Origin of the sequence: Neptunicella plasticusilytica, assembly GCF_047922965.1 — a bacterium.
Classification (GTDB): domain Bacteria; phylum Pseudomonadota; class Gammaproteobacteria; order Enterobacterales; family Alteromonadaceae; genus Neptunicella; species Neptunicella plasticusilytica.
On record NZ_CP150481.1, the window covers coordinates 2,866,148 to 2,891,532 of the forward strand.

Annotated in this window: 20 protein-coding genes; 6 read left to right on the plus strand and 14 right to left on the minus strand. The window is 47.3% G+C overall.

The genetic code is table 11. From position 1 onward, the window contains the following. Nucleotides 1-55: 55 nt before the first annotated feature. The 3 genes from V1467_RS12805 to ppk1 all read right to left on the minus strand — a co-directional run bounded on the left by V1467_RS12805 (nucleotide 56) and on the right by ppk1 (nucleotide 5,175). A complete protein-coding gene (locus V1467_RS12805) occupies nucleotides 56-1,345 on the minus strand; it encodes a GGDEF domain-containing protein (protein ID WP_416305364.1) in 1,290 nt (429 codons plus the stop codon). 211 nt (nucleotides 1,346-1,556) lie between these two features. Continuing rightward, nucleotides 1,557-3,086, minus strand: a complete 1,530-nt coding sequence (gene ppx, locus V1467_RS12810) for an exopolyphosphatase (RefSeq protein ID WP_416305365.1) — start codon at nucleotides 3,084-3,086, stop codon at nucleotides 1,557-1,559. A gap of 1 nt (nucleotide 3,087) precedes the next feature. After that, on the minus strand, nucleotides 3,088-5,175 hold the full coding sequence (gene ppk1, locus V1467_RS12815) for a polyphosphate kinase 1 (protein WP_416305366.1): 2,088 nt from the start codon (nucleotides 5,173-5,175) through the stop codon (nucleotides 3,088-3,090). 255 nt (nucleotides 5,176-5,430) lie between these two features. Here ppk1 and V1467_RS12820 point away from each other — a divergent pair, with 255 nt between their 5' ends. Further along, a complete protein-coding gene (locus V1467_RS12820) occupies nucleotides 5,431-7,134 on the plus strand; it encodes a glycoside hydrolase 43 family protein (protein WP_416305367.1) in 1,704 nt (567 codons plus the stop codon). Here V1467_RS12820 and V1467_RS12825 read toward each other — a convergent pair. Then, nucleotides 7,124-9,067, minus strand: a complete 1,944-nt coding sequence (locus V1467_RS12825) for a methyl-accepting chemotaxis protein (RefSeq protein ID WP_416305368.1) — start codon at nucleotides 9,065-9,067, stop codon at nucleotides 7,124-7,126. The two genes, V1467_RS12820 and V1467_RS12825, sit on opposite strands and share 11 nt — an antisense overlap. A gap of 84 nt (nucleotides 9,068-9,151) precedes the next feature. Further along, complete coding sequence (locus V1467_RS12830; RefSeq protein ID WP_416305369.1) at nucleotides 9,152-10,147, minus strand: AraC family transcriptional regulator ligand-binding domain-containing protein; 996 nt, start codon at nucleotides 10,145-10,147, stop codon at nucleotides 9,152-9,154. A gap of 101 nt (nucleotides 10,148-10,248) precedes the next feature. Here V1467_RS12830 and V1467_RS12835 point away from each other — a divergent pair, with 101 nt between their 5' ends. Genes V1467_RS12835 through V1467_RS12855 form a run of 5 tightly spaced genes read left to right on the plus strand, consistent with a single transcriptional unit; the run spans nucleotide 10,249 to nucleotide 14,883 of the window. Further along, nucleotides 10,249-11,544, plus strand: coding sequence for a flavin-containing monooxygenase (locus V1467_RS12835; RefSeq protein ID WP_416305370.1), 1,296 nt, complete (start codon nucleotides 10,249-10,251; stop codon nucleotides 11,542-11,544). A 1-nt stretch (nucleotide 11,545) separates the two neighbouring features. After that, nucleotides 11,546-12,424, plus strand: a complete 879-nt coding sequence (locus V1467_RS12840; RefSeq protein ID WP_416305371.1) for a bile acid:sodium symporter family protein — start codon at nucleotides 11,546-11,548, stop codon at nucleotides 12,422-12,424. A gap of 1 nt (nucleotide 12,425) precedes the next feature. Then, nucleotides 12,426-13,355: an SDR family oxidoreductase gene (locus V1467_RS12845; RefSeq protein WP_416305372.1), complete on the plus strand. Its 930-nt coding sequence runs from the start codon at nucleotides 12,426-12,428 to the stop codon at nucleotides 13,353-13,355. Further along, on the plus strand, nucleotides 13,355-14,143 hold the full coding sequence (locus V1467_RS12850) for an SDR family NAD(P)-dependent oxidoreductase (protein WP_416305373.1): 789 nt from the start codon (nucleotides 13,355-13,357) through the stop codon (nucleotides 14,141-14,143). The genes V1467_RS12845 and V1467_RS12850 overlap by 1 nt, the downstream gene beginning before the upstream one ends. After that, nucleotides 14,143-14,883: a sulfite exporter TauE/SafE family protein gene (locus V1467_RS12855; RefSeq protein ID WP_416305374.1), complete on the plus strand. Its 741-nt coding sequence runs from the start codon at nucleotides 14,143-14,145 to the stop codon at nucleotides 14,881-14,883. The genes V1467_RS12850 and V1467_RS12855 overlap by 1 nt, the downstream gene beginning before the upstream one ends. A 63-nt stretch (nucleotides 14,884-14,946) precedes the next feature. Here V1467_RS12855 and V1467_RS12860 read toward each other — a convergent pair whose 3' ends face one another. The 9 genes from V1467_RS12860 to V1467_RS12900 form a co-directional block, all read right to left on the minus strand. After that, nucleotides 14,947-16,080: a SixA phosphatase family protein gene (locus V1467_RS12860; protein ID WP_416305375.1), complete on the minus strand. Its 1,134-nt coding sequence runs from the start codon at nucleotides 16,078-16,080 to the stop codon at nucleotides 14,947-14,949. Nucleotides 16,081-16,218: 138 nt separating this feature from the next. Further along, nucleotides 16,219-17,679, minus strand: coding sequence for a ribosome biogenesis GTPase Der (der, locus tag V1467_RS12865; protein WP_416305376.1), 1,461 nt, complete (start codon nucleotides 17,677-17,679; stop codon nucleotides 16,219-16,221). A 75-nt stretch (nucleotides 17,680-17,754) separates the two neighbouring features. Then, a complete protein-coding gene (bamB, locus tag V1467_RS12870; protein ID WP_416305377.1) occupies nucleotides 17,755-18,978 on the minus strand; it encodes an outer membrane protein assembly factor BamB in 1,224 nt (407 codons plus the stop codon). Between the two features lie 10 nt (nucleotides 18,979-18,988). Further along, a complete protein-coding gene (locus tag V1467_RS12875) occupies nucleotides 18,989-19,609 on the minus strand; it encodes a YfgM family protein (protein ID WP_416305378.1) in 621 nt (206 codons plus the stop codon). Between the two features lie 16 nt (nucleotides 19,610-19,625). Beyond that, a complete protein-coding gene (gene hisS / locus V1467_RS12880) occupies nucleotides 19,626-20,894 on the minus strand; it encodes a histidine--tRNA ligase (protein ID WP_416305379.1) in 1,269 nt (422 codons plus the stop codon). Nucleotides 20,895-20,982: 88 nt separating this feature from the next. Further along, nucleotides 20,983-22,101 carry a flavodoxin-dependent (E)-4-hydroxy-3-methylbut-2-enyl-diphosphate synthase gene (gene ispG, locus V1467_RS12885; protein ID WP_416305380.1) on the minus strand — a complete coding sequence of 373 codons (1,119 nt, stop codon included), beginning with the start codon at nucleotides 22,099-22,101 and terminating at the stop codon, nucleotides 20,983-20,985. 2 nt (nucleotides 22,102-22,103) lie between these two features. After that, on the minus strand, nucleotides 22,104-23,069 hold the full coding sequence (locus V1467_RS12890; RefSeq protein WP_416305381.1) for a RodZ domain-containing protein: 966 nt from the start codon (nucleotides 23,067-23,069) through the stop codon (nucleotides 22,104-22,106). Between the two features lie 18 nt (nucleotides 23,070-23,087). Beyond that, nucleotides 23,088-24,131: a type IV pilus biogenesis/stability protein PilW gene (pilW, locus tag V1467_RS12895; RefSeq protein WP_416305382.1), complete on the minus strand. Its 1,044-nt coding sequence runs from the start codon at nucleotides 24,129-24,131 to the stop codon at nucleotides 23,088-23,090. Nucleotides 24,132-24,156: 25 nt separating this feature from the next. Then, nucleotides 24,157-25,281, minus strand: coding sequence for a bifunctional tRNA (adenosine(37)-C2)-methyltransferase TrmG/ribosomal RNA large subunit methyltransferase RlmN (locus tag V1467_RS12900; protein ID WP_416305383.1), 1,125 nt, complete (start codon nucleotides 25,279-25,281; stop codon nucleotides 24,157-24,159). Between the last annotated feature and the right edge of the window lie 104 nt (nucleotides 25,282-25,385).

Below are 25,385 nucleotides of genomic sequence, written 5' to 3' on the forward strand. Positions count from 1 at the left end.
CTGCAGGCAAGGTCATTAGCGCAAAAATACAGATTAGTGAATTTTAGTTTTGACCTTATTCGGAGCGTACAACTTGATTTCGCCCACGAGCCTTGGCGTCGTATAACGCTTTATCTGCGCGTTCAATGAACTCACGGGCGCTTTCATTACCTCGTTGGGCAACCCCAAAACTCGAGGTTAGTCTGATATCATTTATCCATACTTTTTCGCTTATGATACTGCGCAAGGTTTGGGCTAGCTGGTAAGCATCAGATAAGGTGGTGTTGGGACAAACCAGTAAAAATTCTTCTCCACCCCAACGGGCTAAAAAATCGGTAAAGCGGCAATTTTCGTTAATGGTTTTAGAAAACTCCTTGAGAACTTCATCGCCAACAACATGCCCATGCTCGTCATTGATGGACTTAAAGTGATCAACATCGATAAAAATAAGTGAAAGTACTTTTAGTTCCTTAGTAAAAATACTTTGAATCCCGGTTCTGTTTAACGCGCCGGTTAAGGGATCTCTCTCAGCCTTGTCTTTTAGTAATTTTGTTTCCACATTTAATAGCTGGTTAAGTTGCCTAAGTTCTTCCGCTTTTTGTTTTGTCTGATTCAACTGATGGCGTGAATACCTGAGATTGCCAAAAAGAACCAAAAGTGCAGCGCCCACCCATAAAATGACAAGCGAAAACAGTACCTGACTATTGGTAAAATACTTACCATTGAATTGAATATATTCTAGTTCGATCTCATATCGGCCGGGTTGCAGATTACTACCTGTAGACAACTCCATGATCATCACTCTATCAAACTCAGGTACATTGTGTCTGACGGGAATTTTTTGCTCAATAACCCACCATGTCGCAACTTGTAAACTTTTCATTGGAATTTGGGTCGCTTTAAGCGGATTGTGTGGCCAGTATTCTATTCCTACATATTTCCACGTCTCTTCGTTATCCATACGCGAATATTCAGGGTTAAAACTGCGCAACTGGAAACGTACACTTGTGTTCGGATGATTCAAGTAGCTAGCTTTAATATCCACACTTGAAAAATCGGACAGATCTAGACCTTGATCTATATAACTAGATATATCGTCAAAAAAAGCAATTGAAAATTCACAAAAAGGCCAGTTATAGCCAGATGCGGTGATATTGCACTGCAAAAGCCACTTATTATCGGTAATAGTCATTTCTGCAGTAGAAAGCCCACCTTCAGATTGATCAGTGATAACGCTTATATTGGTTACATTGCCAGGATGTAAGCGTAGCGTTTTTTTAAGCCAAAAGATTTGTAGCAATATCGAGATACAGGTAACGCTCAGCAAGATTACCAATATTAAGTTGTAGGGCTTACTGTGCTTCATCAGAACCTCAACATAACTTAATAGTGCTTATTTGATGGTCTGAAAAAGTCGAACAGAGACGTTGCCCGCTAGTGTGACAGTGCATGAATTGTTTTATAACCATTTGAACAACAAGCATTAACAAAGCGTAGCGTTATCCTGGCAATATAGCTAAATCAATTCTGATTCTAGCTATATATTTGAGAGATTCTACTGCTGTTAATATCCTTGACTACTGAAAATGAAGGGTAATGTCCAGACTGGCAATTTGCTCGGCCTCACGCTCCAGGTCTGCGACCAGCAACGATTGCTCCTGTAACCATTGCTGTGCAAAACACAGATCAAGTTGTGATTTTTTTGCGACAACCTGTATAGGAGGTAGTTGATCATCCTGGCGCTGAATGTTGAGCAAAACCCCTAAGCGCAATAATGCAATCAGTTTATGTACCTTCTCAACATCGTACTGATCCAGTTCCACCAATTCAGCACGACGAATTTTTTTGCGATGCGCCCCCACCAACATGGCCAGCAACTCTTGCTGTTCCTGATTAAAGCCGGGTAATTCCACCTGTTGCAGAATATAGGCTGAATGACGTTGCACGGCGCGAGAATTAATCTGTAATCCCACTTCATGCAACAGTGCCGCCCAACTGAGCATACTTTTAAGTTCGCTGCTATTTAATTGCCAAGCAGATTGACAACTGTCATACAGTTGCAGTGTTGTGGCTAACACCCGGCGCGCCTGTTCGGTATCCACATCGTAACGGGTGGCCAGACTTTGGGCGGTGCGCTGGCGGATATCATCACCGCTTAAACTGTCCTCCATTTCATAAATGACGCCTTCGCGCAGGGCGCTGCTGGAATAGCTCATTTCACTAATGCGCAGGCTTTTAAACACCGCAGTTAAAATGGCCAAGCCTGCCATAAACACTGGCTGACGATCTTCACCCAGACCATCCAGTTTTATTTTTTCAACCCGCCCGGCTTCACAACATAAGCCACTGATACGTTCCAAATCAGCTAATTCAATGCCGTTTTTCAGGTTGTTGTCCGACAACTTTACCGCCACATCAAGAATTGTTTTGATTGTGCCGGAGCTGCCGATACAACTTTGCCAGCCCATATGACGGTACTTTTTGTCGATCAGTTCCAGTTCTTGCTGGGCGGCTGTTACAGCACGTTTAAAATTTTTGTTGCTAATCTCTCCGCTGGCAAAAAAACGCTGGGTATAACTGACGCAACCCATTTGCAGGCTACGCAGCAGTTTGGGGTCAAACCCTTCGCCAATCACAAACTCGGTAGAGCCGCCACCAATGTCGATAATTAACCTTTGTCCGGTTTCGTGATGGGTATGGGCCACGCCCAGATAAATCAGACGGGCTTCCTCAATCCCGGAAATAACTTCTACCGGATAAGGCATAATTTTACGTGCCGCCTTGATAAAGGCTTTGGCATTTTTGGCTTTGCGTAAGGTATGGGTGGCGACAATTCTGACGCTGTCCGGGCTAAACCCCTGCAGGCTTTGCGCCATTAAGGTCAAAATATCCAGACCGCGCTGGATGGCGTCATCGGACAAGACATCGTTATCGTCCAGGCCTTCTGCCAGTCTGACCCTTTGTTTGATGGTGTGAAGGATCTGGACCGATCCGGCCATAATTCTGGCCACCACCAAATGGAAGCTGTTGGAACCTAAATCCAGTGCTGCCACTTTAGTGGATTCACGCAGTTCAATATCGCTAAAGCTGGTTGCCGGATCGGGCATATTATTCCTGTTCTAAAGAAAGTAAATAATCGTATATTTCCTGCTGGGAGCGCAGTTTTTTGCGATTACCACGACGCACGTAACGATTGGTTTGGTCTTTATCAATCACCCGCGCCTTGAGCGTATCCTGAAACTGGATCTCCAACATTTTGAGGATACGTTGTTTGAGCTTGTCATCATAGACCGGACAGGCAACCTCGACACGATTATCCATATTGCGCGTCATCCAGTCTGCCGACGAAATAAACACTTTGTTATCACCGCCGTTTTCAAATACCTGTACGCGCGGATGTTCCAGAAAACGATCAACAATACTGATAATAAAAATATTGTCACTCAGCCCCTTCACACCCGGCAGCAATGAACACATACCACGCACAATCGCACGTACTTTTACCCCGGCCTGGCTGGCTTTATACAATTCATCAATAAGTTGTTGATCGACCAGATTGTTGAGCTTCAAGGTAATACGGGCAAATTTGCCTTCCCGGCTGTTCTGAATCTCGTCACGGATAAGTGACAGTATTTTTGCGCGGCTGTTAAGTGGCGACACCTGCAAATGCTGAAATTTATGCCGACGATAAGGTGCCTGGATAATATCAAACACATTCACCGCCTCCTGGGTTAGTTCCGGATTACGGGTAAACAGGCTGTAATCAGTATAAATTTTGGCAGTTTTCTCGTTAAAGTTACCGGTGCCGAAGTGAGCATACTGGACTAGCTCCCCTTTTTCCTCACGGGTAACCACACATAATTTACAATGCACTTTTAAAGTTGGAATACCCAACACTACACGAATACCGGCATCAGTCATGGTTTTTGACCACTCGATGTTGGCTTGTTCGTCAAAGCGCGCACGTAATTCAACGATCACTGTAACAGTTTTGCCGTTGTCCACCGCATCGATAAGCGAATCGATAATCCGTGATTTATTCGCCACCCGGTAGATATTCAGACGGATGTGCCGCACGTTGGGGTCAAAAGACGCCTGACGGACAAATTCGGTAAAATGTAAAAAACGGTGATAAGGATAATAGAGTAAAATGTCGCCGTGACTGATGGCGTCAAAGACGGTATCAAACCGATTAAAGTCGTTGGTACTGATGGCTGGCATCTTAGGATTAGTCAGATAGGAGCGTCCGGTGTTAGGAAAACCGATAAAATCCTTGAAATTACGGTATGGGCCGCCGCCAATTAATCCTTCATTCGAGCCGATGCTTAAACATTTTTTCAGGTAAGTCAGCATATCCAGCGGCATGCTGTTGTCGTAATTCACCCGCACCGGTTCGGCACTCAGACGCTGCTTCATGCTATCGGACATTTTATCCACAAAACTTTCATCAATTTCATCATTGATAGAATATTCAGCGTCGCGGGTCATCTTGAACGAATAAGCCTGCAGGGAATCGAACGGTACAAAACCGCGCAGAACGTCTTCCAGACATAGCTTGATAATATCATCCAGCAGAATAATGTGTTTTTTCTTTTTACTGTCCTGGGGCGGGATCACTATAAAACGAGAAATAGCCTGGGTGGGTACTTCAACAGTGGCGTATTTGGTTGCCCTGTTTTTACGATGAATAGCCACAAACAAATAGGTACTGGAACCATTGAGACGTTTGACCAAATTAACCTTGCGGTGAATAAGTACCGGCGATATATGACGTAAAACTTTATTCTTAAAGTAATTTTTAAGCCATTCCTGCTGGTAGTCATTCACATCGTTATGATTGACCATAATAATGTTATAGCGTTTGAGTTTGGCAATCACATCTTTGTAAATATGATCAAACTCTTCGGTTAACTTGACTACCTTCTGTTGGATTTGCTGCATTAACTGTTTGGTTTGCTGCGCCGCCTGATGATCGCCATTATTCGACTGGATCAACAAATGACGTTTCACCTCGGCAAACCTGACCCGGTAGAACTCGTCCAGGTTACTGGAATAAATACCCAAAAAACGAATCCGCTCAATAATCGGATTATTAATATCGCTGGCTTCTTGCAGCACCCGCTGGTTAAACGCCAGCCAACTTAATTCAAGCGGGAAATAAGGTGATGCATGCAGAGTCGGTATTTGCTGATTCATAAAGTCGGCCACTTGTAATACAACGAAAAACAGCTGCTATCCTGACAATAATCTATGTCTTTTTTATGACAGGTGACAGAATTATTGCAATTAAATGACAATATGTAAGTAACGGCGTGATTGCAAAAACTAACTCCCTGCAACAACAGCCGTTATTCCCCACAAAGTTTATATATGAAACAAACCCGGCCCGCTTAATATCGGCAAACAGGTTACATTTAGAGGCTGGTTTTACTCAAGAAATCAAGAGGAACAATGCAAAATTATCCTATCTGTGCGATCTGGCTATTGCTGTTACTCAGTGCTTGCCAACCGACTGCCCGTACCATTGCGACTGACACAATGCCGCAAACTGACGGAACAGACTTGCTGTGGCGTAGTGATTTAGCCAATAACCTGTATCGTAATCCAATCTTGCATATCGATTATTCCGACCCCGATGTGGTTGCTGTCGGCGGCGACTACTATATGACGGCATCCAGTTTTAACGCGGCACCCGGCTTACCTGTTTTGCATTCAACCGATCTGGTTAACTGGCGATTAATTAACTATGCATTCCCCCGTCAGGTACCTATTGATGTGTTTGACATTCCCCAGCACGGTAATGGTGTATGGGCTCCCAATATACGGTATCACCAGGGCAAGTACTGGATCTTCTACCCCGATCCGGACTTTGGTATTTATGTTACCACCGCCACCGATCCTGCCGGAAAGTGGTCCACACCCAAATTGATTTTGGCCGGTAAAGGCATTATTGATCCCACTCCGCTATGGGATGACGACGGACAAGCCTGGTTGTTGCACGGCTGGGCCAAAAGCCGCGCCGGCTTTAATAATGTTCTTAGTCTACATAAAATGGACTGGGACGCGTCCCAAGTCGCAACAGACTACATCCATATTGTCGATGGCAATAAACTCGATGGCTATCGCACTCTGGAAGGCCCCAAATTCTACAAACGCAATGGTTACTATTATATTTTTGCCCCGGCAGGAGGGGTGGAACAAGGCTGGCAATCGGTTTTTCGAGCCAAAAATATTCAAGGTCCTTACCAGGCTAAAGTGGTAATGGAACAGGGTCCAACCTTGATCAATGGTCCGCATCAGGGCGCCTGGGTACATACTCCATATGATCAGGACTGGTTTGTGCATTTTCAGTCCCGCAAGGCCTACGGACGTATTGTGCATCTACAACCCATGCATTGGCAGAATGACTGGCCGATAATTGGCATTGATCCCGATGGCGATGGTATTGGACAACCGGTTTATCACTATACCAAACCGCTAACCCAACAGCCCGGCCCGGTATTACCCCAACCCACAACTGATGAATTCAACCAGTCTCAACTTGGCCTGCAATGGCAATGGAACGCCAATCCCCGTCCTGAGTGGTTTGAAATGCGACCGCAAACCGGTGTTTTGAGGCTGTTTAGCCAAACCAAAGTCAACAAAACCGGTGACAATTTATGGATGACTCCATCGCTGTTGTTGCAAAAATTTCCGGCTGTGACGTTTGAAATCAGAACCCGGCTGGATATCAGTCAACTTACCCGGTCACAAGCCGGACTCATTATCTTTGGCGAAACCTATGCCTGGATTGGGATTAATGCCACTGCGCGCGGGCGTGAGCTGGTATATGTGCAATGCAACAACGCCAGAACAGGTTGTGATGAATCTGTTCATCCTGTGCAACGGTTAGACAGTGCGCAAATTGAGCTGCGTGTTGTAATACAACCTGGTGCCACAGCCATATTCAGCTATAGAACGTCTGAACAACAGCGTTTTCGTGTTGTCGGTGAGCAGTTTCAGGCCACCCGTGGACGCTGGGTAGGAGCCAAAATCGGTTTATTCAACGTAACCGAACAAGCAGACCACAACCAATGGCTGGATGTGGACTACCTGCGTTTTGCTCCGATTGGCCCGGATTATACCAATCCGCACAACCCGCCGTTCAGACCTTAAATTGACTGACAATGTCACGCATATGATCGGCGCGCTTTTTCAGCTGTTTGATTTCCAGTTGTTCGTTCTCGGCATTGTCATGAATACTGGCGGCGGTATCGGCAATAATCTGAGCCGACTCATTAATATGTTCCACTACCGAGGATTGTTCCTCGGTAGCAGAGGCAACCTGATGATTTCCTTCACTGATGCTATCAAATTTTGATTTAATCGAGGCCAGTGAGTTAGTCGCATCCTGTGCCCGTTTGGCTAAATCAATACTACTCTGGGTTCCTTGCTTTATGGCTTCCAGTGATTGGGTCGCAGCAGTTTGCAACTGTTCGATTTGATGACGAATTTCTGTGGTCGAGTCCTGTGTTCGGCTGGCAAGAGTACGAACTTCATCGGCTACCACGGCAAAACCGCGCCCCTGTTCTCCGGCCCTGGCCGCTTCAATCGCAGCATTCAATGCCAACAGATTAGTTTGCTCGGAAATACTGCTAATGGCTTCAACCACCGAATTAATTGATTCGGCCTGACTGGCCAAATTGGCGATCGAGGTTTCGGTTTGCCCCATCGATTCCGCCAGTTGATTCATGGTATTGGACACCTGCTCGATGACCGCATTGGTTTCATGCGTATCTGCCACTGCAGATTCGGTATCGGTAGCGGTTTTATGCGCCACGGATGACACCTCGGCAATGGTATGGCCCATTTCATTCATGGCGGTGGCCACCTGCTCGGTTTGTCCCTTTTGTTCTTCGGCATATTGAACTGATTGACTGGAAAAATGATTCAGTTTTTCCACTCCCTGATTAATCGCATTTTCGGCTGTTTTGATTTCTACTACCAAACTGGCAAAGCGCTGCATAATGGCATTAAAACCGGTAGCCAGGTGTCCCACTTCATTATCAAAGGAATCATCCAGCCGTTTGGTTAGATCACCGCCGTCACCGGACATGGTTAACAGCTTGTCACCCACTTCCTGCACCGAACCGCTCACCTGGCGTGCCACCACAAAAGACAAGGCAATAAATCCGATGGCAATGAGTATACTGACGCCAACGGACAACCACACGACTGCATTCACTTTGTCGTCTATCTCGGATTTGGGCAAAATAGTCACCAGTTTCCAGCCAATTTCGGATAAGTCAGTCACTGCCAGATAGACATCTTGCCCGTTAATATCACGTTCTAGCAGATTGAAATCACCACTGGCATTGCTGATTTGCCCGGCAACATTGCTGTAGGTATCAATTTGACTCAACTTTCTGTCCACTAACTGGCTGTCGCGATGAGCGGTTATAACACCCTCACTATTGACCAGAAACATATAACCCTCTTCACCAACCCGGGTTTGCTTGACCAGATTAGTGATTTCTGACACGTCATAACCTAATCCTGCCACACCAAGTACCTTACCGGACTGAGTTTTGGCTAATACATTAACAAACAAAGTCAGCTTGTTATTTTTTTCATCCACGTCGATGGCCAACCCCAAATCTTCGCGTTTACGCAATACATCAAAAAACCAGCTATCCCGCTCAACCGACTGGGAAACGGTTTTAAACAGTCCGTCATTGGTGTAATAGTTGTTGCTTTGCGCCGATACCCAGAAAACCTGCAGCGCACCATTTTCATCAATAAAGCGATCAAAATAACGTTTTATGTCATCCAGTTGTTGGGTGTTTTCACCAGATTCAACCCATTGCTGCACCAGGTTGTTCTGGGCAATGCTCTGAGACAGGGTAATTGGTACTTGCAGTTCTGCCCGGATCCGTTCTTTCGCCCGGTTGAGAATATTGGGTAGATGCTCTTTCTCAGTCACATCATAAAACATCGATGAAAACTGGGTAATATTGATTAACGAAGCGAATAAGGTAGTAAAAAACAATGCCAGCGCCATAGCGCCGGCAACCGCGGTTCTGATCTGAAGTCTGCGTAAATTAAACATTGTGGCGTATGTTCCTGAAAAGTAGACATTTTAAGCTTACTACTTATCGTCACAATAAGTTAATTGCTGAAGGAAAAGCGGTGATTACTCTGTTGGTGGCACATTGAGTTGCTGACGCAGACGGTACTCCTTTACCCCCATTCCCATCCAGCGTTTAAACGCTTTGGCAAAAGCACTATCGTCGGAATAGCCCAGAAAACAGGCGATATTAGCCTGGGTATGACGGTTATCTGCCAACATATCAATCGCCAGTTCTTTTCGGATTTGCTCGGCCAACATTTTAAAAGATGTTTGCTGTTCAGCCAGCTTGCGATTCAGATGACGCTCACTGATTGCCAACATGGAAGCCAGCTGAGTACGATTTAAACTCGGTTGTCGGCTCAGCAACGCAGTAACTTTATCCAGAATAGATTGCGGTTGCAGCTGTTTAAGTTGCTGCTGGGCCAGTCGGTGCATTTGTTCACGCACGGCTTCACTGCCGCTGGCCAGTGGTAGATACCAGTTTTGCCCGGACAGATGCACGTAATTGGCTGGCTGGTTAAATAGTATAAGTTCAGTGCCAAACACCTGACGATAGGCCTTTATATCACCACAAAGTTGGTGTTCAAAGCCAACTTCAAGCGGGATTAGCCTTTCCCCTACCAGCCAACGGGCTCCTACTACGACACTGGACAAGATTGCTTCAATTCTGATCTGCCGTGCTACCTGAAACTGTGCCTGATAACTAAGCCGCCGGATTTGCTGCCGGGATGAATAACTGAATTTGCCACCCTCGCCAATCAATGCGGAATAACTCACTAACCCCTCTACCGCACTGGCCAAATCCGGACTGCTCAACAACAAGAAACCAACCATATCATAATGTGCGGGTTGCAATGCCGCGCCGATAGCTAATCCGATAGCCGGGTTAGTACTCTGGTTTTGTACTTCTTGCCACAGCATATCTTGCACTGACATCGGCAGACGCTGTTCAGGGGACAAGCTGGCGACACTATCGACAACAGATTGAGGTAATGTCACCCCTAACCCGGGCAATAGGCCGAGCAAGGCTTTAGTAAAACTGGGCGTTACACTTGTCATGTCCCATATTAACTATTTTTTGTCCCATCAAGCTAGAGCTTGACTGAATTAAATTGGTTAACATAGCGTTAACAGTAATTGACAATAAGAGTAGGTTATTGATGTTACCTTATGCAGTAATAGGTTCTGGCCCGATGGGACTTTGCACCGTTCGCAGGCTAATAGAAGCCGGTTTGCCCGTAATAGGCTTCGAGATTCATTCTGATGTAGGCGGATTATGGGATATCGATAGCCCGACCAGCACCATGTATGAATCCGCGCATTTAATCTCTTCCAAGCATATGACCGAATTTGCCGATTTTGCGATGCGCGATGATGTTGCCACCTACCCTCGCCACGATCATCTACGGGCCTATTTTCAGGACTACGCCAAACATTTCAATTTATATCAGCACTACCGTTTTAATTGCCGGGTAGAAAACCTGCAGCCCCAAGGTGACAGCTGGCTGGTCACCTATCGTCACAATGAGCAGAGCGAAACCATTGAATGTTCGGGTGTATTGTTGGCCAATGGCACATTGCATCATCCAAAACGAGCCGACTTTGCTGGCAAATTTGAAGGTGAGCGTTTGCATAGCAGTGAATATCGCCACGCGGATATTTTTGCCAATAAGCGGGTATTGCTGGTCGGTTGTGGCAACAGTGGTTGCGATATCGCGGTTGATGCGGTGCATCGCGCCAAATCGGTCGATATGGTGGTACGTCGCGGTTATTACTTTTTACCCAAGTTCGTCGCCGGTAAACCAACCGACACGCTGGGCGGTAAAATCAAATTACCCAATAAACTCAAACAAATTGTCGATGGTACGCTGGTACGACTTATTTCCGGCAAACCCAGTGATTTCGGATTACCCGATCCGGACTATAAAATGTACGAATCCCATCCTGTGGTTAATTCGATGTTTTTGCATCATATCGGACACGGTGATATCAAGGTGCGTCCGGCTATCGACCAGCTCACTGCACAAGGAGCAATTTTTGCTGATGGCCAACAAGCCGAATACGACTTAATTCTGGAAGCCACCGGCTACAAACTGCACTACCCTTTTATCGATCCTGAACATCTCAACTGGCAAGGCGATGCGCCGAGTTTATATCTGAATATGTTTACCCCCCAACACGATAATCTGTTTGTCATGGGTATGGTAGAAGCGTCTGGATTGGGCTGGCAAGGACGCGACGAACAGGCCAAGCTGGTGACCAGGTTTATTCTCGCCAGACAGCAGGACAAGACTGCCGCACAACAATTTATGCATCAGGTACGCCGTTTGGCCGACAAACGCATTGATGGCGGCATGAATTACCTCAAAGTCGAGCGAATGGCCTACTATGTGCACAAAGGCGATTATCTTGCTGCACTGGAACAGGCCAGTCAGGCGCTGGAAACGGGCCACTGATATGTCGGATTCCAGCCTGCTGGCACTCAACCTGATCCTGGCGCTGATGATGTTTGGTATCGCGCTGAGTCTTAAAGTCGAGGACTTCAAACGGGTATTCAACCAGCCCAAGGCGCCACTAACCGCCATCGTCGCCCAGTTTCTGTTGCTACCAGCGATTAGCTGGTTATTAACCATGCTGCTCCCTTTGCCGGCGGAAGTGGCGTTGGGAGTCATTCTGGTAGGAAGCTGCCCGGGCGGTAGTTTTTCCAATATTATGACGTTTCTAAGTAAGGGCAATACTGCGTTATCAGTCAGTATTACCGCACTTTCCAGTCTGGCTGCTGCAGTCGCCACGCCGTTTAATTTTGTGCTGTATAGCAGCCTCAATCCCGACACTGCATCCTTGCTCAGAAGCATTCACATTCCGGTGGAGAACGTATTGGTTCTGGTGTTGCTGGTATTGGCCCTGCCATTGTTGCTGGGCTTGATTACCGCCTACTATGCGCCGCGTTTTGCCGAGCGCTCCCAACAGGCTTTCAAAATTATTTCATTACTCACTCTGTTCGGATTTGTGGGGGCGGCATTGAGTCAAAACTGGCAGAAATTTAGCGCCGGAGCCAATATCTTTATGGCAATAGTGGTTTTACATAATGCCATTGCGCTGGGTATTGGTCGCATCACCTCGGGTCTGATGAAACTGAATAGCGCCGATACCCGTGCCGTTACCCTTGAGCTGGGCATTCAGAACTCCGGTTTGGGGCTGGGGATTATTTTTACTTTCTTTGATCAACTGGGCGGTATGGCAATTATCGCTGCCTCCTGGGGGATCTGGCACCTCATTAGTGGCTTGAGCCTCACGCTATACTGGAGCCGTCGTGATATCAAACAGGGAGCATAATATGTCGATGAAAATACTGATCACCGGAAGCGAAGGCTATCTGGGACAAAAGCTAACACTTTTGTTGCACGACTTTGCCGAGGTTTACGGTATCGATATTATTGACAAGAATATCAGCCATTATCACTACCAGAGGATGGATATACGCGCCCCACAATTGTCCGAATTTATCCGTCAGTCACAAATAACCCATGTTATTCATCTGGCTTCCATCGTACAACCTTCTGATGATAAACATCGGGACTTCGATATTGATGTTAATGGCACCCGCAACCTACTCGATGCCTGTGCCGAAAATGACGTCCGCCATATCACTGTTACCAGCAGCGGTGCGGCCTACGGTTACCATGCGGACAATCCAGAATGGTTAAGGGAAACAGATAAAATTCGTGGCAACAAAAGCTTTCCCTACAGCTATCACAAGCGTCTGGTGGAAGAAATGCTGGCCGAGTTTGCCCAGTCGCATCCAGAGATCAGTCAGCTTATCCTGCGCCCCGGTACAATTTTGGGTAAACATACCAACAACCTGATCACCAGCTTGTTCCGACAAAATCGCTTGTTGGCCATTCGCGGTTCAAAGTCGCCTTTTGTGTTTATCTGGGACGAGGATGTGGTCGAAATCATTAAACGTGGCACGCTATCCAGTAAAACCGGTATTTATAATCTGGCCGGCGATGGCGCAATGAGTATTCAGGAAATAGCCCGCACTCTGGGTAAACCTAATCTGACCCTACCGGCCGGATTGGTCAAAACCGCTTTATTGCTGGGTAGTCTGCTAAAGCTAACTCGCTACGGCCCCGATCAAGTCGATTTTTTGCGCTACCGTCCGGTACTGGATAACGCTGCGTTAAAAAATGAATTCAGTTTTACTCCTAATATGACCTCCCGGGAAGTGTTTGAATTTTTTGCCCGTCATCAAGGGCTAATTTAATGACGGACAAACAGGTCGCCATTATTACCGGAGCAGCATCTGGGCTGGGTCTGGAGATGGCAAAACAGCTTGCCGGCAAATATCAGCTATTCCTGATTGACAGGGATCAGGCACAATTACATCAGCAGACGGCAGATTTGAGCGACTGCCAATGTTTTATCTGCGACCTGGCTGACAGCAATGCCATTGATCAGGTGATCGAACAAATTAGCCAGCTGCAACCGGACATTGCGCTGCTCATCAATAACGCCGGTATCACCCATCGGTCGTTAGCCAAAATTACCGCTCAACAGGTTATCGAGAAGGTGATGCGGGTTGATTATTTTGCCCCTGTGCAACTGACGCAAGGCTTATTGCCGTTATTGGTCCGCTCGCAGGCCAAAGTGGTCAATATAAGCTCAATGGCCGGATGGATGCCAGTGATGGCAAGAGCTGGCTACTGCGCGGCCAAATCGGCAATGCATCAGTATTTCGAGACATTCAGAGCCGAGATGGCCCCGCAAAATATTGAGGTGTTAATGGTTTATCCCAGTTTTATTGATACACCTATCGAGCAAAATGCATTAAGCGGTACTGGCGATAAAACCCGCCATGCCCGCTCTACTGTGGGAAAGATGCGCTCCAGTCAATGGATGGTCAAACAGATCGTCAGGGCAATACAAACTGGCAAACAACGTCTTTTCCCGGACAAGTTTACTTATTTTTCCAGCTTACTGTATCGCTTCTGGCCGTCGCTCTATATGCGCATGATGACCAAGCGATTTGCCAGCGAACTGGAGGTGCGTTAATGGCCTGGATATGGATCGGTTTTTGTATCTTTTTTGCCTTTAGTGTTGAGGCGATGACCGGATTTGGCAGTATTGTATTGGCGTTGTCGCTGGGCGCGCTGGTGATGGATATTCCAACTCTGGTGCCATTGCTGGTTGCGTTAAATATTCTGATGACAGCACCGCTAACATTGCACTACAGGCAACATATCCAGTTTTCGATACTGCTCAAGCGGGTTTTGCCCTGCATGTTAATAGGTACTTTGCTGGGCGTATACCTGACGCCGCAGGTACCCGCAACGCTGGCCAAACTATTGTTCGCGCTGCTCATAATCTGGTTTTCAGCGCGGGCATTACTGCGCAAACAGGCCCCGCCTCTCAACGAGATAAAGCGTAATATGACTATGACGGCGGCTGGTGTTACCCACGGATTATTCGCCTCGGGGGGACCGCTACTGGTTTATGCGCTGGCGCGCAGTCAGTTAGGAAAGATGGAGTTTCGCGCGACGCTGTTAACCGTCTGGTTGACCCTGAATAGCTTGCTCACTTGCTGGTTTATCTGGCATGGTGAATTGCAAGGGCAAGCAAGCCGGTTACTCACGCTCGTTCCTTGTGTGCTGGCTGGCGCTGTTGTGGGTAATATCTTGCACCATAAAATTAATGAAGGATTATTCTTACGATTGGTATTTGGCTTATTGCTGATTGTTGGGCTACTGCTCGCTGCTACGTCCATCTTCAATATGCTAGGTAGTCAGGCTTAGTCCGGTTAACTGAAACATTTCAATTCTGCTGTTTATAAGTGTATTTTCAGAGATTATTCTTCCTTACTCTACTCTTTCATAGACCCGGTTAATGGCCGGGATCTCGATTTTAATCACCTTAAAATCTGCTTTGCTGATGTAGTACACCGAAGATGGCGCACCGCCCGTTACAGATACCACATCACAATCAAACTCACCGGCGGGTACACTGATTTTGACTTCACCCGTTTTCTGGATCGAGATCACTTTCAGTTCATCGTTCTGGCCATTAAACCAGTTAAAATAAAGTGGCCGGGTTGAGTAGTCGATGGCCTGAATGCCTCCCAAAATGGTGGCGCGTTCATAGCTGTTGGCCGGAAGCCAGCGATCAATGGTTAATTTTCCCTGTTGCTGGAATGCTTGCCGGGTCATATCGGAATAGCCGGTCACGTGATTGTCGGCAAAATTGAGCTGGATATCCACCGGCTTGTTGATCGCGCCACTCATACTGACTTGTAAAGGTTTAAGACTATCGGTCTGCGCCCAGAGCTTAACAATGGTATTGATATTCTGCTCTTCGAGCATGGTAATTTTGGTCAACTCCAATTGGCCATTTTTGACAATCAAGTCCTCGATCGCATAGCCGGCTTCCTGACCGTCAAGCAAAATCCTGTAACGGCTCTTGCCACTGGTAAAACGTGAGGGCACAACAGGTATAGAACTCACCGAGATATCTTGCTGAGGCGCCACAGCCAGTTTTTCAGTAGTGATTGATTGTGACTTAAAGGTAACGGCAAACAAATCACCATAACGGGACTCGTCAATACTTTCTGCATCTCCACCGGTTAAATGCACCAACAAGGGCGTAGTATTGCTATGTCCGACGACCAGCGCATCCTGCCGTTGCTCGGTCAACATTGCGGCTAACGCAGGAAGTTCCTCATCGTTATAAACAATAATAGGTAATTCGAGTTGTTCGGCGACGGGTTTGGCGGTTTGCTCGGTACGTTGGTAATCGGTGCTATATACCGCTTTGATATTCTTGTCAGCCAGGAACTTGGCCAAATTCTTGGCTCTTTTTTTTCCCTGTTCAGTGAGCCCGGGATCCTGACTGGCCGACTCCACTTTTTCGGCATGACGACTGAAGTACAGGGTGAATTGATTTGCGCCAGCCACATTAAACGCAATAAAACAACACAGACTGATTAATAGCCGCATGATCGTCCCTCATGGTTTTCCAGTGGAAAATCTTAATGGAATAATCTGTTTTGGTAAACCTATACCTCAAGATGGGGCAAAGGGGTAAAGCAACTGACGGGCTAAACCCCGTATTGCTTATCCTGAACCGAGGTTGGCTTAGGAACGCCCACCAAATTTCTTTTTATGGTGATTCATCAGACGTCTGCGATTACGGATTTGGGTCAAACTCATCTCATTTTTCTTGCCTTCAAAGGGATTCGCCCCTTCGCGGAATTCGATTTTTATCGGCGTACCCATGGTTTTTAACGAACGACGATAATAATTCATTAAAAACCGCTTATAGGAATCGGATAAATCCTTAACCTGATTACCGTGGATCACTATGACCGGCGGATTATACCCGCCAGCATGGGCATATTTCATTTTGACCCGGCGTCCACGCACCATAGGAGGCTGATGATCGGCCTGCGCCATTTCCATAATCCGGGTTAACATCGCCGTACCAACCCGATTGGTGGCCGACGCATAGGCTTCCTGCACGGATTCAAACAAATGTCCCACTCCGGTGCCATGCAAGGCAGAAATAAAGTGCAGGCGGGCAAAATCGATAAAGCCTAAACGTCTGTCCAGCTGGCGCTTGACCTCATCCTTAACATCTTTATCCAGACCATCCCATTTGTTGACCGCCAGCACCAGAGAACGCCCGGCGTTGAGCACAAAACCTAACAAGCTTAAATCCTGATCGGTCACCCCTTCACGCGCGTCGATAACCAGCAATACTACGTTGGCTTCTTCAATGGCTTGCAAGGTTTTGATAATGGAAAACTTTTCCACGGCTTCTGAAACATTTCTACGTCTTCGCACACCCGCGGTATCAATCAGAATATACTCACGCTCATCCCGTTCCATCGGGATATAAATACTGTCACGAGTGGTGCCCGGTTGGTCGAATACCACCACCCTATCTTCGCCTAAAATCCGGTTAGTCAGGGTAGATTTACCGACGTTCGGCTTGCCCACAATCGCCAGTTTAATTGGCGACGCCTGCAAACGTGCCAGTTGTTTTTCGGCGTCTTCTTCATCCAGTGTGTCCGGCTCTTCAGCAACGTGCATATCCGGAAACTGTTCGGCCAAAGGCTGCAGACAAGATTGCAATAATTGTAAAACACCACGGCCGTGCGCAGCGGCAATTTGATATACCTCACCTAATGCCAGGGCATAAAACTCGGCGCTTTCGCTATCACCGTCAATACCATCGACCTTGTTGGCAACCAGAAAAACGGTTTTGTTCTGCTGACGTAGATGATCGGCGATAGCCTGATCCGCGACGGTAATTCCGGCGCGCGCATCAACTAAAAACAGCACCACATCGGCTTCATCGATAGCCATTAAGGATTGACCGGCCATTTTCGCGTCAATCCCTTGTTCATCGCCACTGATACCACCGGTATCCACCACGATAAACTGCAAACCTTCGTATTTGGCCTGACCGTATTTACGATCACGGGTCAAACCTGGAAAATCAGCTACCAGTGCATCTCGGCTACGTGTCAGACGATTAAATAATGTCGATTTACCCACATTAGGGCGACCAACCAAAGCTACTACAGGTAACATAATTTTTCCCAAAAACAAAAACGGCCCGGAACAAACGTCGAGCCGTAAATAAAATCAATTTAAACGGCTTAACGATTAGGGCGTTTCTACCGCAAATATATCGCCACCGCGTGTTTGAGTATAAAAGGTTCTACCTTCAACTATCGGCGTAGTGTAAATACTTTCGTCTTCATCATCGTCGCCCAAATCGATACGTGCAACAATTTCACCATCGGCCTGGTTGAGCCAATGCACAAAACCATATTTATCGCCCACCACCAAATAGGAAGAAACAGGCGCGACACCGGTCAGCAAACGCGAGCGCAGGCCACTTTGACTCCATAACTCGACGCCATTACGGCGATCCAGTGCATACACTACGCTATCGTTGTCGACTACGTATAAAGAATTACCTTCAATAACCAGATTACGATAAGACTTGTATTCGCGTTTCCAGATAATCCGCCCACTACGCAATTCAACCGCCGCCAAGGTGCCATCGAAGGATACAACATAAGCAATCCCCCCCAAAACCAGAGGCTGGACATCAATGTCAGCAATACGATCCAGTTCGGTTGAACCTGTAGGTGAGGCAACAACCTGCTCCCAGGCAACCTGTCCGGTTTCAGCTAACACCACAGCCAGTTTACCCATCGCGGTGCCTACCAGCACTCCGCCACCTGCCATGGTCGGGGTCGAAACGCCGCGCAACGATAAAGGCGGAACTTCAGATTCATAGCGCCATTTTTCTTCGCCATTTTCAGCATCCAGTGCAAACATCACCCCGGCCGTCGTATTTACTACCACCAAGCCGGTATCAACCGCAGGAGAGGCAATCACTTCGCCATTGACCCGAACTTGCCAGACAACCTCACCGGTTTTTTCATTCAACGCGATAACTGTACCGTTTTCTGTACCCAGAAATACCTTTTCATAAGCCACAACCAGCCCACCGGCAATACGGGCAGACTCGCCTTCTTTCCATAATTTACTGATGCCGGATAGCATGCCTTCATCTTTAAATTCGGACAGATTCTTTTCCCACAGCACTTTGCCGCTTTGTTTGTCGAACGCCTTAACCAGTCCATGCCGATTGGCAGCAAATACTTTTCCGTAACCGACTACCGGATTCAATCGGGAGAAGAAATCGTCAATACCGTCGCCGACTTCATCCTGCCAGACTATTTTAGGTTCAAATAGCGCTTTGATCGGCTTTAACTGACGAATTTTCAGTTCTTCTTCATCGGCAAACCAGTTGGATATTGTCGTACAACCACCGAGGGTGGCGAGCAACGTCAACGCCAATACAATCCGTCTCACATTCATCCCCTTACTCACTTGTAGCAGCCAGGTTATCCAACTTCAGTTGTAACAGCGGATTATTGGCATTGAGTTCCAAAGACTGGCTGTAGGCGCTACGTGCCTGATCAATTTTGCCTTGCTTCACCAGTACATCACCTTTGACTTCTTCAACGGTGGCGGAAAAAGCCGAAGACTCAACGGTTGACAAGGTCGCCAATGCTTCATCCAGTTGCTGTTGTTCTGATTGCACTCGTGCCAGACGGATTTGAATAGTACCTTTTACTGCGGCATTTTCTGCATGCTCGGATGCCCACTGCAACTGCTTCTGCGCTTCGGCAAAATCTTTACTGTCTACCGCTTTTTTTGCTAGTTGTAAGGCCGTTAATAATGCGTAGCTGTTATCAGGGTTCTGCTTGATAAACTCGGCCGCCTCGGTAAACCCTTTGTCATTGCTATCCAGTTTACCCAGCAATTGTTCATATTGACTGGAGGCCGCTTCGCGTCCGGCAATTTGTTGTTCATTGTAGTAACGCCAACCCCATAGCCCTCCTAAACCAATGACGGCGCCCAAGATAATGGCGGTGCCATTTTCCTTCCAGAATCGTTTAATCGCTTCGACTTGTTGTTCTTCTGTGCTGAATGATTCCATTTTTTCCTCTTACTTCTTATTTGGTCAACAGTGCAACCAGCTCGGCTGTGGTTACCCTGATTTGTGGTTTGTCTTCACGTAAATATTTTAATGTCAGTTGCCCGGATGTGACTTCTTCTTCACCTATTAGCAAGGCGTAATCAGCCCCACTGGCATCTGCGCGTTTCATCTGTTTTTTGAAATTACCACCGCCACAATGATTCATCACTCTAAAATCAGGCAACTCATCACGCAATTGTTCTGCCACTTGCATGGCGTATTGTTCGGCAGGTTCGCCCAACGCAGTCACATAGATATCCACCGGACTGGCAACAGCATCGGTCAGATTCAGGGATTCAAGCATTAATACCAGCCGCTCCAGCCCCATTGCAAACCCGACTCCAGGAGTGGCTTTACCGCCAAGCTGTTCTACCAGACCATCATAACGGCCACCGGCGCATACAGTGCCCTGTGCACCCAAACTGTCGGTTACCCATTCAAATACTGTGCGGTTATAGTAATCCAGTCCGCGTACCAGACGTGAATTAACCCGGTATTGGATGCCTAATTGTGTCAATCGTTCACACAACGCGGAAAAATGTTGGGCAGATTCATCGTCCAGATAATCCAGTAAACTTGGCGCATCGCTAATAGCAGCCTGTACGTCCGGATTCTTGCTGTCCAATACTCTTAACGGATTGGAATGCAGACGCTTTTTGCTATCGTCATCCAGTTGCTCCTGACGTTCAAGCAAATATTCAACCAGCGCCTCTTTATATCTTGCCCGGGCCTGATTGGAACCCAGTGAGTTCAGCTCGAGCGTTACATGCTCGGTTAATCCCAGTTTTTTCCATAAACGGGCAGTGAGCATAATAATTTCGGCGTCAATATCCGGGCCTTCCAGACCAAAAACCTCTATGCCAAACTGGTGAAACTGGCGATAACGGCCTTTTTGCGGACGCTCATGACGGAACATCGGGCCCATATACCATAAACGTTGTTGCTGATTGTATAGCAAACCGTGCTGATTGCCGGCTCGCACGCAACTGGCGGTGCCTTCCGGACGCAATGTCAGACTATCGCCGTTACGATCATCAAAGGTATACATTTCCTTTTCAACGATATCGGTGACTTCACCGATTGAACGTTTAAACAGATCGGTACTTTCTACAATCGGCATACGAATTTCCTGATAGCCGTATTGGGCGACCAGATCACGCAGGATTGACTCAAGATATTGCCATAAACCGGATTGGGCTGGCAGGCAATCGTTCATACCTCGTATTGCCTGAATTTGCTTACTCACTCAGTGTCCATTTTTGAAAATTTTAAAGCGCGAGATTATAAACCCAAACAACCCCAAGATGCGAGTTTGGCTACAAACTTATTAGCGCTTAATCAATAGTATTGACCAGGATCCGATTTTGCTCGTCCAGCAGCGCTGCTTTGGCGCGAATACGTTTTTCCAGTTGCTCGACCAGATCGTCATTATTCAAGCGCTCTTTCTGGCGCATACCATCGACATAATAGCCGCTCATATTGCGCGCGCCGGTTAAACCCAAATCGGAAACTTCGGCCTCACCCGGGCCATTGACCACACAGCCGATAATCGACACATCCATCGGTGTCAGTACGTCTTCCAGGCGTTGCTCCAGCTGGTTAACCGTATTGATCACATCAAACTCCTGACGCGAGCAGCTTGGGCAGGCAATAAAGTTGATCCCGCGCGAGCGAATACGCAAGGATTTGAGGATATCAAAGCCGACTTTGATTTCTTCAACCGGGTCGGCCGCTAACGAAATACGAATGGTGTCACCAATGCCTTCGGCCAGCAGCATGCCCAGTCCCACCGAGCTTTTCACCGCACCGGCACGCAGACCGCCGGCTTCGGTAATCCCCAAATGCAGAGGTTGATCTATCTTTTTAGCCAGTAAACGGTAAGCACCCACTGCCAAAAAGACATCGGAGGCTTTTACACTAACTTTAAACTGATCAAAATTCAGTTTATCGAGAATATCCACATGGCGCATGGCCGATTCCATCAAGGCTTCGGGCGTGGGTTCGCCATATTTTTCCTGCAGATCGCGTTCCAGCGAACCGCCATTGACGCCGATACGGATGGGAATATTTTTATCCCTGGCGCAATCCACCACCGATTTTATCCGCTCCAGGTTGCCAATATTGCCGGGATTGATACGCAGGCAATCCACCCCGTATTCTGCCACTTTCAGGGCTATCCGATAGTCGAAATGGATATCGGCTATCAGCGGAATATCCACCTGCTGCTTAATCAGCTTGAACGCTTCTGCCGCATCCATGGTGGGCACCGACACCCGCACAATTTCGCCACCAACAGCCTGAATACGTTTAATTTGCGCTACTGTGGCATCTACGTCGGTCGTCGGGGTATTGGTCATCGATTGCACCGCTATCGGGGCACCGTCGCCAATGGGCACGTTACCCACGTTGATACGGGTAGATTTTCGACGTTGTATGGGGGATTCTGCAAACATGATTAATCCTGTAATGGCAGCGTAAAGCGGGCGGTGCGTCCCACCGGGAAGCGTGACATATCAATTTGTTCACCTGCATAGGAAATTTTGACCGATTCAGGCACCGCCACCGTCACCTGAAAAGGCGGAACACCACTGACCGGCATTACCCGTCCATCCACTTTGATTCCATAGGCAATCGCTTCGCCGGTGGCATCAATAATATTGATCCAGCAATCTTCACTAAACTCAAATACCAGTTCAACCGGCGCTGCAAGTTGTTGTTCGGATTCGTTGTCCGGGCTATCTGTTTGCTGTTGTTGAATAACTTCTTGCAACGGCGCAACATCATCTTGTGTGGCTGGCTCGGTGGACTCCACCGTCGTGTTATTCAGCGTTTCACTATCCGCGGCTTGACTATCCTGTTCCAAATCTTCATCAGTGGTGTTTTCATTTGCCGGAGGCGGTTCCGCTTCGTTTAAAACAGGCTGTTCCACCTGAGATTCCTCGAGCGCGGCTTCTTTTTGCAAATTTTTCTCGGTTTGGGTATTGGGATAAGTGCGTTCGGCGCTGCTTTCATCATCCGATTGTTGTAGCCACCACATCAAAGACAAGGCTATCAATATGGCCAGAATGGCATAGGTCACCAACATCAGGCGATCATCGCTGGCCTGACGGGCTACCCGCCGCGAAAAACTCTGTAATTTCGCCGGTTCTTTACTGGCCCGGTTAACTTGCTCGAAAGCTTCCAGTATTTGCTGTTCAGGAACTTTCACCAACTTGGCATAGCTTTTCAGGTAGCCTTTAGTGAAAGTGAGTGAAATAGTGGTGTTATAGTTATCGTTTTCCAGATCTTCAATAATATGCTCACGCAAATTCAGCCGCTGCGCCACCTGCTCAGTGGTCAACTGCATGGCTTTACGTGCCGCTTTTAACGCTTGGCCGGGGCCCTGGATAGCGGGTTGCTCTATTTGTTGTTCTTCACTCATTATACCGACACTTCTTGGCTACTTAGGCGCATTGACGCGCAATTTCATACCGGGGTAAATGGCTCCGGCATCTGACAAATGATTCCATTCAAGCAACTTGTCCATACGGATATTATATTTCAGCGATATCCGGTAAAGATTCTCCCCCGCTTCAACCTGATGATATTTTGCATCATCTGCTTGAGTTTGGTCTTCTGCTTGGGGGACTGTTTCTGCCGATGCGCTGGCTGCCTCTGGGGTTGGCGCCTGTTCCCTGATCACATCGGTAAAAGGTTTGGGCGTTCTGGTTGGCAGAGACTGCTGCTTCATCATGGCGAGAAACTTTTGAGTATTGGGATGGCCAGGATACATCTGCACCAGCATTTTGCCATAAGCCTGGGAGCGATCTTCCTGCCCCAGGCCTTTCTCGATTTGTACCCAGAACCAGATGGTATCAGCCGACACACTGCCGGCTTTTTCATATTCCAATAAACGTTGTTTGGCCTTGATCCAGTTTTGATCTTCAATCAGCAACTGTATAAGCATAACAATGCTTTTCAAGCGGCCAGGATCGTGTTTTAAGGCACTTTCCAGATACTGGATCGACTCCTGTTTTAATCCTTCATTCTGGCTACATAACGCCAAATTTTCGTAGGTCTCGGCAACGCGAATATAGCTAGGGCTGGCAATAGCTTGCAAAAAGTATTTTTTCGCGCGTGGATAGTCGCCAATCTGACATAAAAACGCCCCATAGCTGTTGGCGATATCGGCATCTTTGGGTTTTAATTGCATAGCCTGATTGTAAGCTTGATCTGCCTTGTCGTTATCGCCCACCAACTGATAGTAATAGCCCAGGCCTAAATGGGTATCTGCCAGATTGGGAGCAAATTGCAAGGCTTTGTCCAGATTGAATTTAGCTTGTTTGTAATTATCGTTCTTGAGATATGTCAGGCCCAACGAAATACGGGTTTTGGCCGCTTCCACCGGATCGAAGCCTGCTTCTTGTTGTAATTGTTGCTCGGAAGGCTGGCTGGCACAGGCACATAATACTAATAAAACATTGATGATTAAAAACTTACGCATAGGTCTTGGACATCCGAATGTTATTTTAATGTGCCATTTTTACTGAAATTGCCTCTCCCTTCATCTGTTTTTTTAACATTCGCTTGGTTCGGTCCACAACTTCACCAACTAATTGACCGCAGGCAGCATCAATATCGTCACCACGTGTTTTACGCACAACCACTGTGAAGCCGTATTCCATCAGGACTTTAGAGAATCTGTCGATACGCGAATTGCTCGAACAGGTATAGGGTGAACCAGGATAGGGATTAAATGGAATTAAATTTATTTTGCACGGTGTATCTTTTAGTACTTTGGCTAACTGATGAGCCTGGTCCATGCTGTCATTGATGCCATTGAGCATTACGTACTCAACAGTGACCTTACCCTGATTGGCATTGGATTTGGCCAGATAGCGCCTCACCCCGGCCAAAAACTCCTCGATAGGATACTTTTTATTTACCGGTACAATTTCGTCACGTAACTCGTTAGTCGGTGCGTGCAACGAAATCGCCAGCGCCACATCAATCTGGTCACCCAACATATCCAAAGCGGGTACCACACCGGACGTACTTAAGGTGACACGACGTTTGGACAAACCAAAACCGATATCATCCATCATGATATCCATTGCCGGTACTACATTTTTTAGATTGAGCAAGGGTTCGCCCATGCCCATCATCACGACATTGGTAATAGGCCGCTTTTTAGTGTCCTTGGATAAACCGATGGTGGTAGCAACACGCCAGACCTGGCCGATAATCTCGGCAACCGACAAATTACGGTTAAATCCCTGCTGGGCAGTAGAACAGAAGGTGCATTCCAGCGCGCACCCCACCTGCGAGGAGACGCACAAGGTGGCGCGATCAGCTTCAGGGATCCAGACAGTTTCCACTTCCTGACCACCATCCAGACGTAATGCAAACTTGATGGTGCCATCTGTGGCATTTTGCTGCACGGCAATTTCCGGCGCGCGGATCTCACACTTAGCCATTAGTTTGGCGCGTAAGTCCTTGTTGATATTGGTCATTTGCTCAAAGTCATCGCAACCATGCTGATAGATCCATTTCATCAGCTGATCGGCCCGAAACGGTTTTTCACCGATCGAAGCAAAATAGTTACGCATTCCCTGCCGGTTAAAGTTCAACAGGTTTATTTTCGATTCAGACATTGAGACACTCAAACAATTTAAAATAACGGGACGTATTGTACGCCTTTCAATCAATAAGTAAAAAGGGGCCGCAGCCCCTTTTTGTCTTTATTGCGAAGGTAAAC

Coding starts and splice junctions, on each gene's coding strand:
- ppx (WP_416305365.1), bottom strand. CDS start 3,086: ATGCCCGATCCGGCAACCAGCTTTAGCGATATTGAACTGCGTGAATCC.
- V1467_RS12820 (WP_416305367.1), top strand. CDS start 5,431: ATGCAAAATTATCCTATCTGTGCGATCTGGCTATTGCTGTTACTCAGT.
- der (WP_416305376.1), bottom strand. CDS start 17,679: ATGTTACCTGTAGTAGCTTTGGTTGGTCGCCCTAATGTGGGTAAATCG.
- V1467_RS12890 (WP_416305381.1), bottom strand. CDS start 23,069: ATGAGTGAAGAACAACAAATAGAGCAACCCGCTATCCAGGGCCCCGGC.
- V1467_RS12805 (WP_416305364.1), bottom strand. CDS start 1,345: ATGAAGCACAGTAAGCCCTACAACTTAATATTGGTAATCTTGCTGAGC.
- V1467_RS12855 (WP_416305374.1), top strand. CDS start 14,143: ATGGCCTGGATATGGATCGGTTTTTGTATCTTTTTTGCCTTTAGTGTT.
- V1467_RS12825 (WP_416305368.1), bottom strand. CDS start 9,067: ATGTTTAATTTACGCAGACTTCAGATCAGAACCGCGGTTGCCGGCGCT.
- V1467_RS12845 (WP_416305372.1), top strand. CDS start 12,426: ATGTCGATGAAAATACTGATCACCGGAAGCGAAGGCTATCTGGGACAA.
- V1467_RS12900 (WP_416305383.1), bottom strand. CDS start 25,281: ATGTCTGAATCGAAAATAAACCTGTTGAACTTTAACCGGCAGGGAATG.
- ispG (WP_416305380.1), bottom strand. CDS start 22,101: ATGTTTGCAGAATCCCCCATACAACGTCGAAAATCTACCCGTATCAAC.
- V1467_RS12850 (WP_416305373.1), top strand. CDS start 13,355: ATGACGGACAAACAGGTCGCCATTATTACCGGAGCAGCATCTGGGCTG.
- V1467_RS12875 (WP_416305378.1), bottom strand. CDS start 19,609: ATGGAATCATTCAGCACAGAAGAACAACAAGTCGAAGCGATTAAACGA.
- V1467_RS12860 (WP_416305375.1), bottom strand. CDS start 16,080: ATGCGGCTATTAATCAGTCTGTGTTGTTTTATTGCGTTTAATGTGGCT.
- V1467_RS12835 (WP_416305370.1), top strand. CDS start 10,249: ATGTTACCTTATGCAGTAATAGGTTCTGGCCCGATGGGACTTTGCACC.
- pilW (WP_416305382.1), bottom strand. CDS start 24,131: ATGCGTAAGTTTTTAATCATCAATGTTTTATTAGTATTATGTGCCTGT.
- ppk1 (WP_416305366.1), bottom strand. CDS start 5,175: ATGAATCAGCAAATACCGACTCTGCATGCATCACCTTATTTCCCGCTT.
- V1467_RS12830 (WP_416305369.1), bottom strand. CDS start 10,147: ATGACAAGTGTAACGCCCAGTTTTACTAAAGCCTTGCTCGGCCTATTG.
- V1467_RS12840 (WP_416305371.1), top strand. CDS start 11,546: ATGTCGGATTCCAGCCTGCTGGCACTCAACCTGATCCTGGCGCTGATG.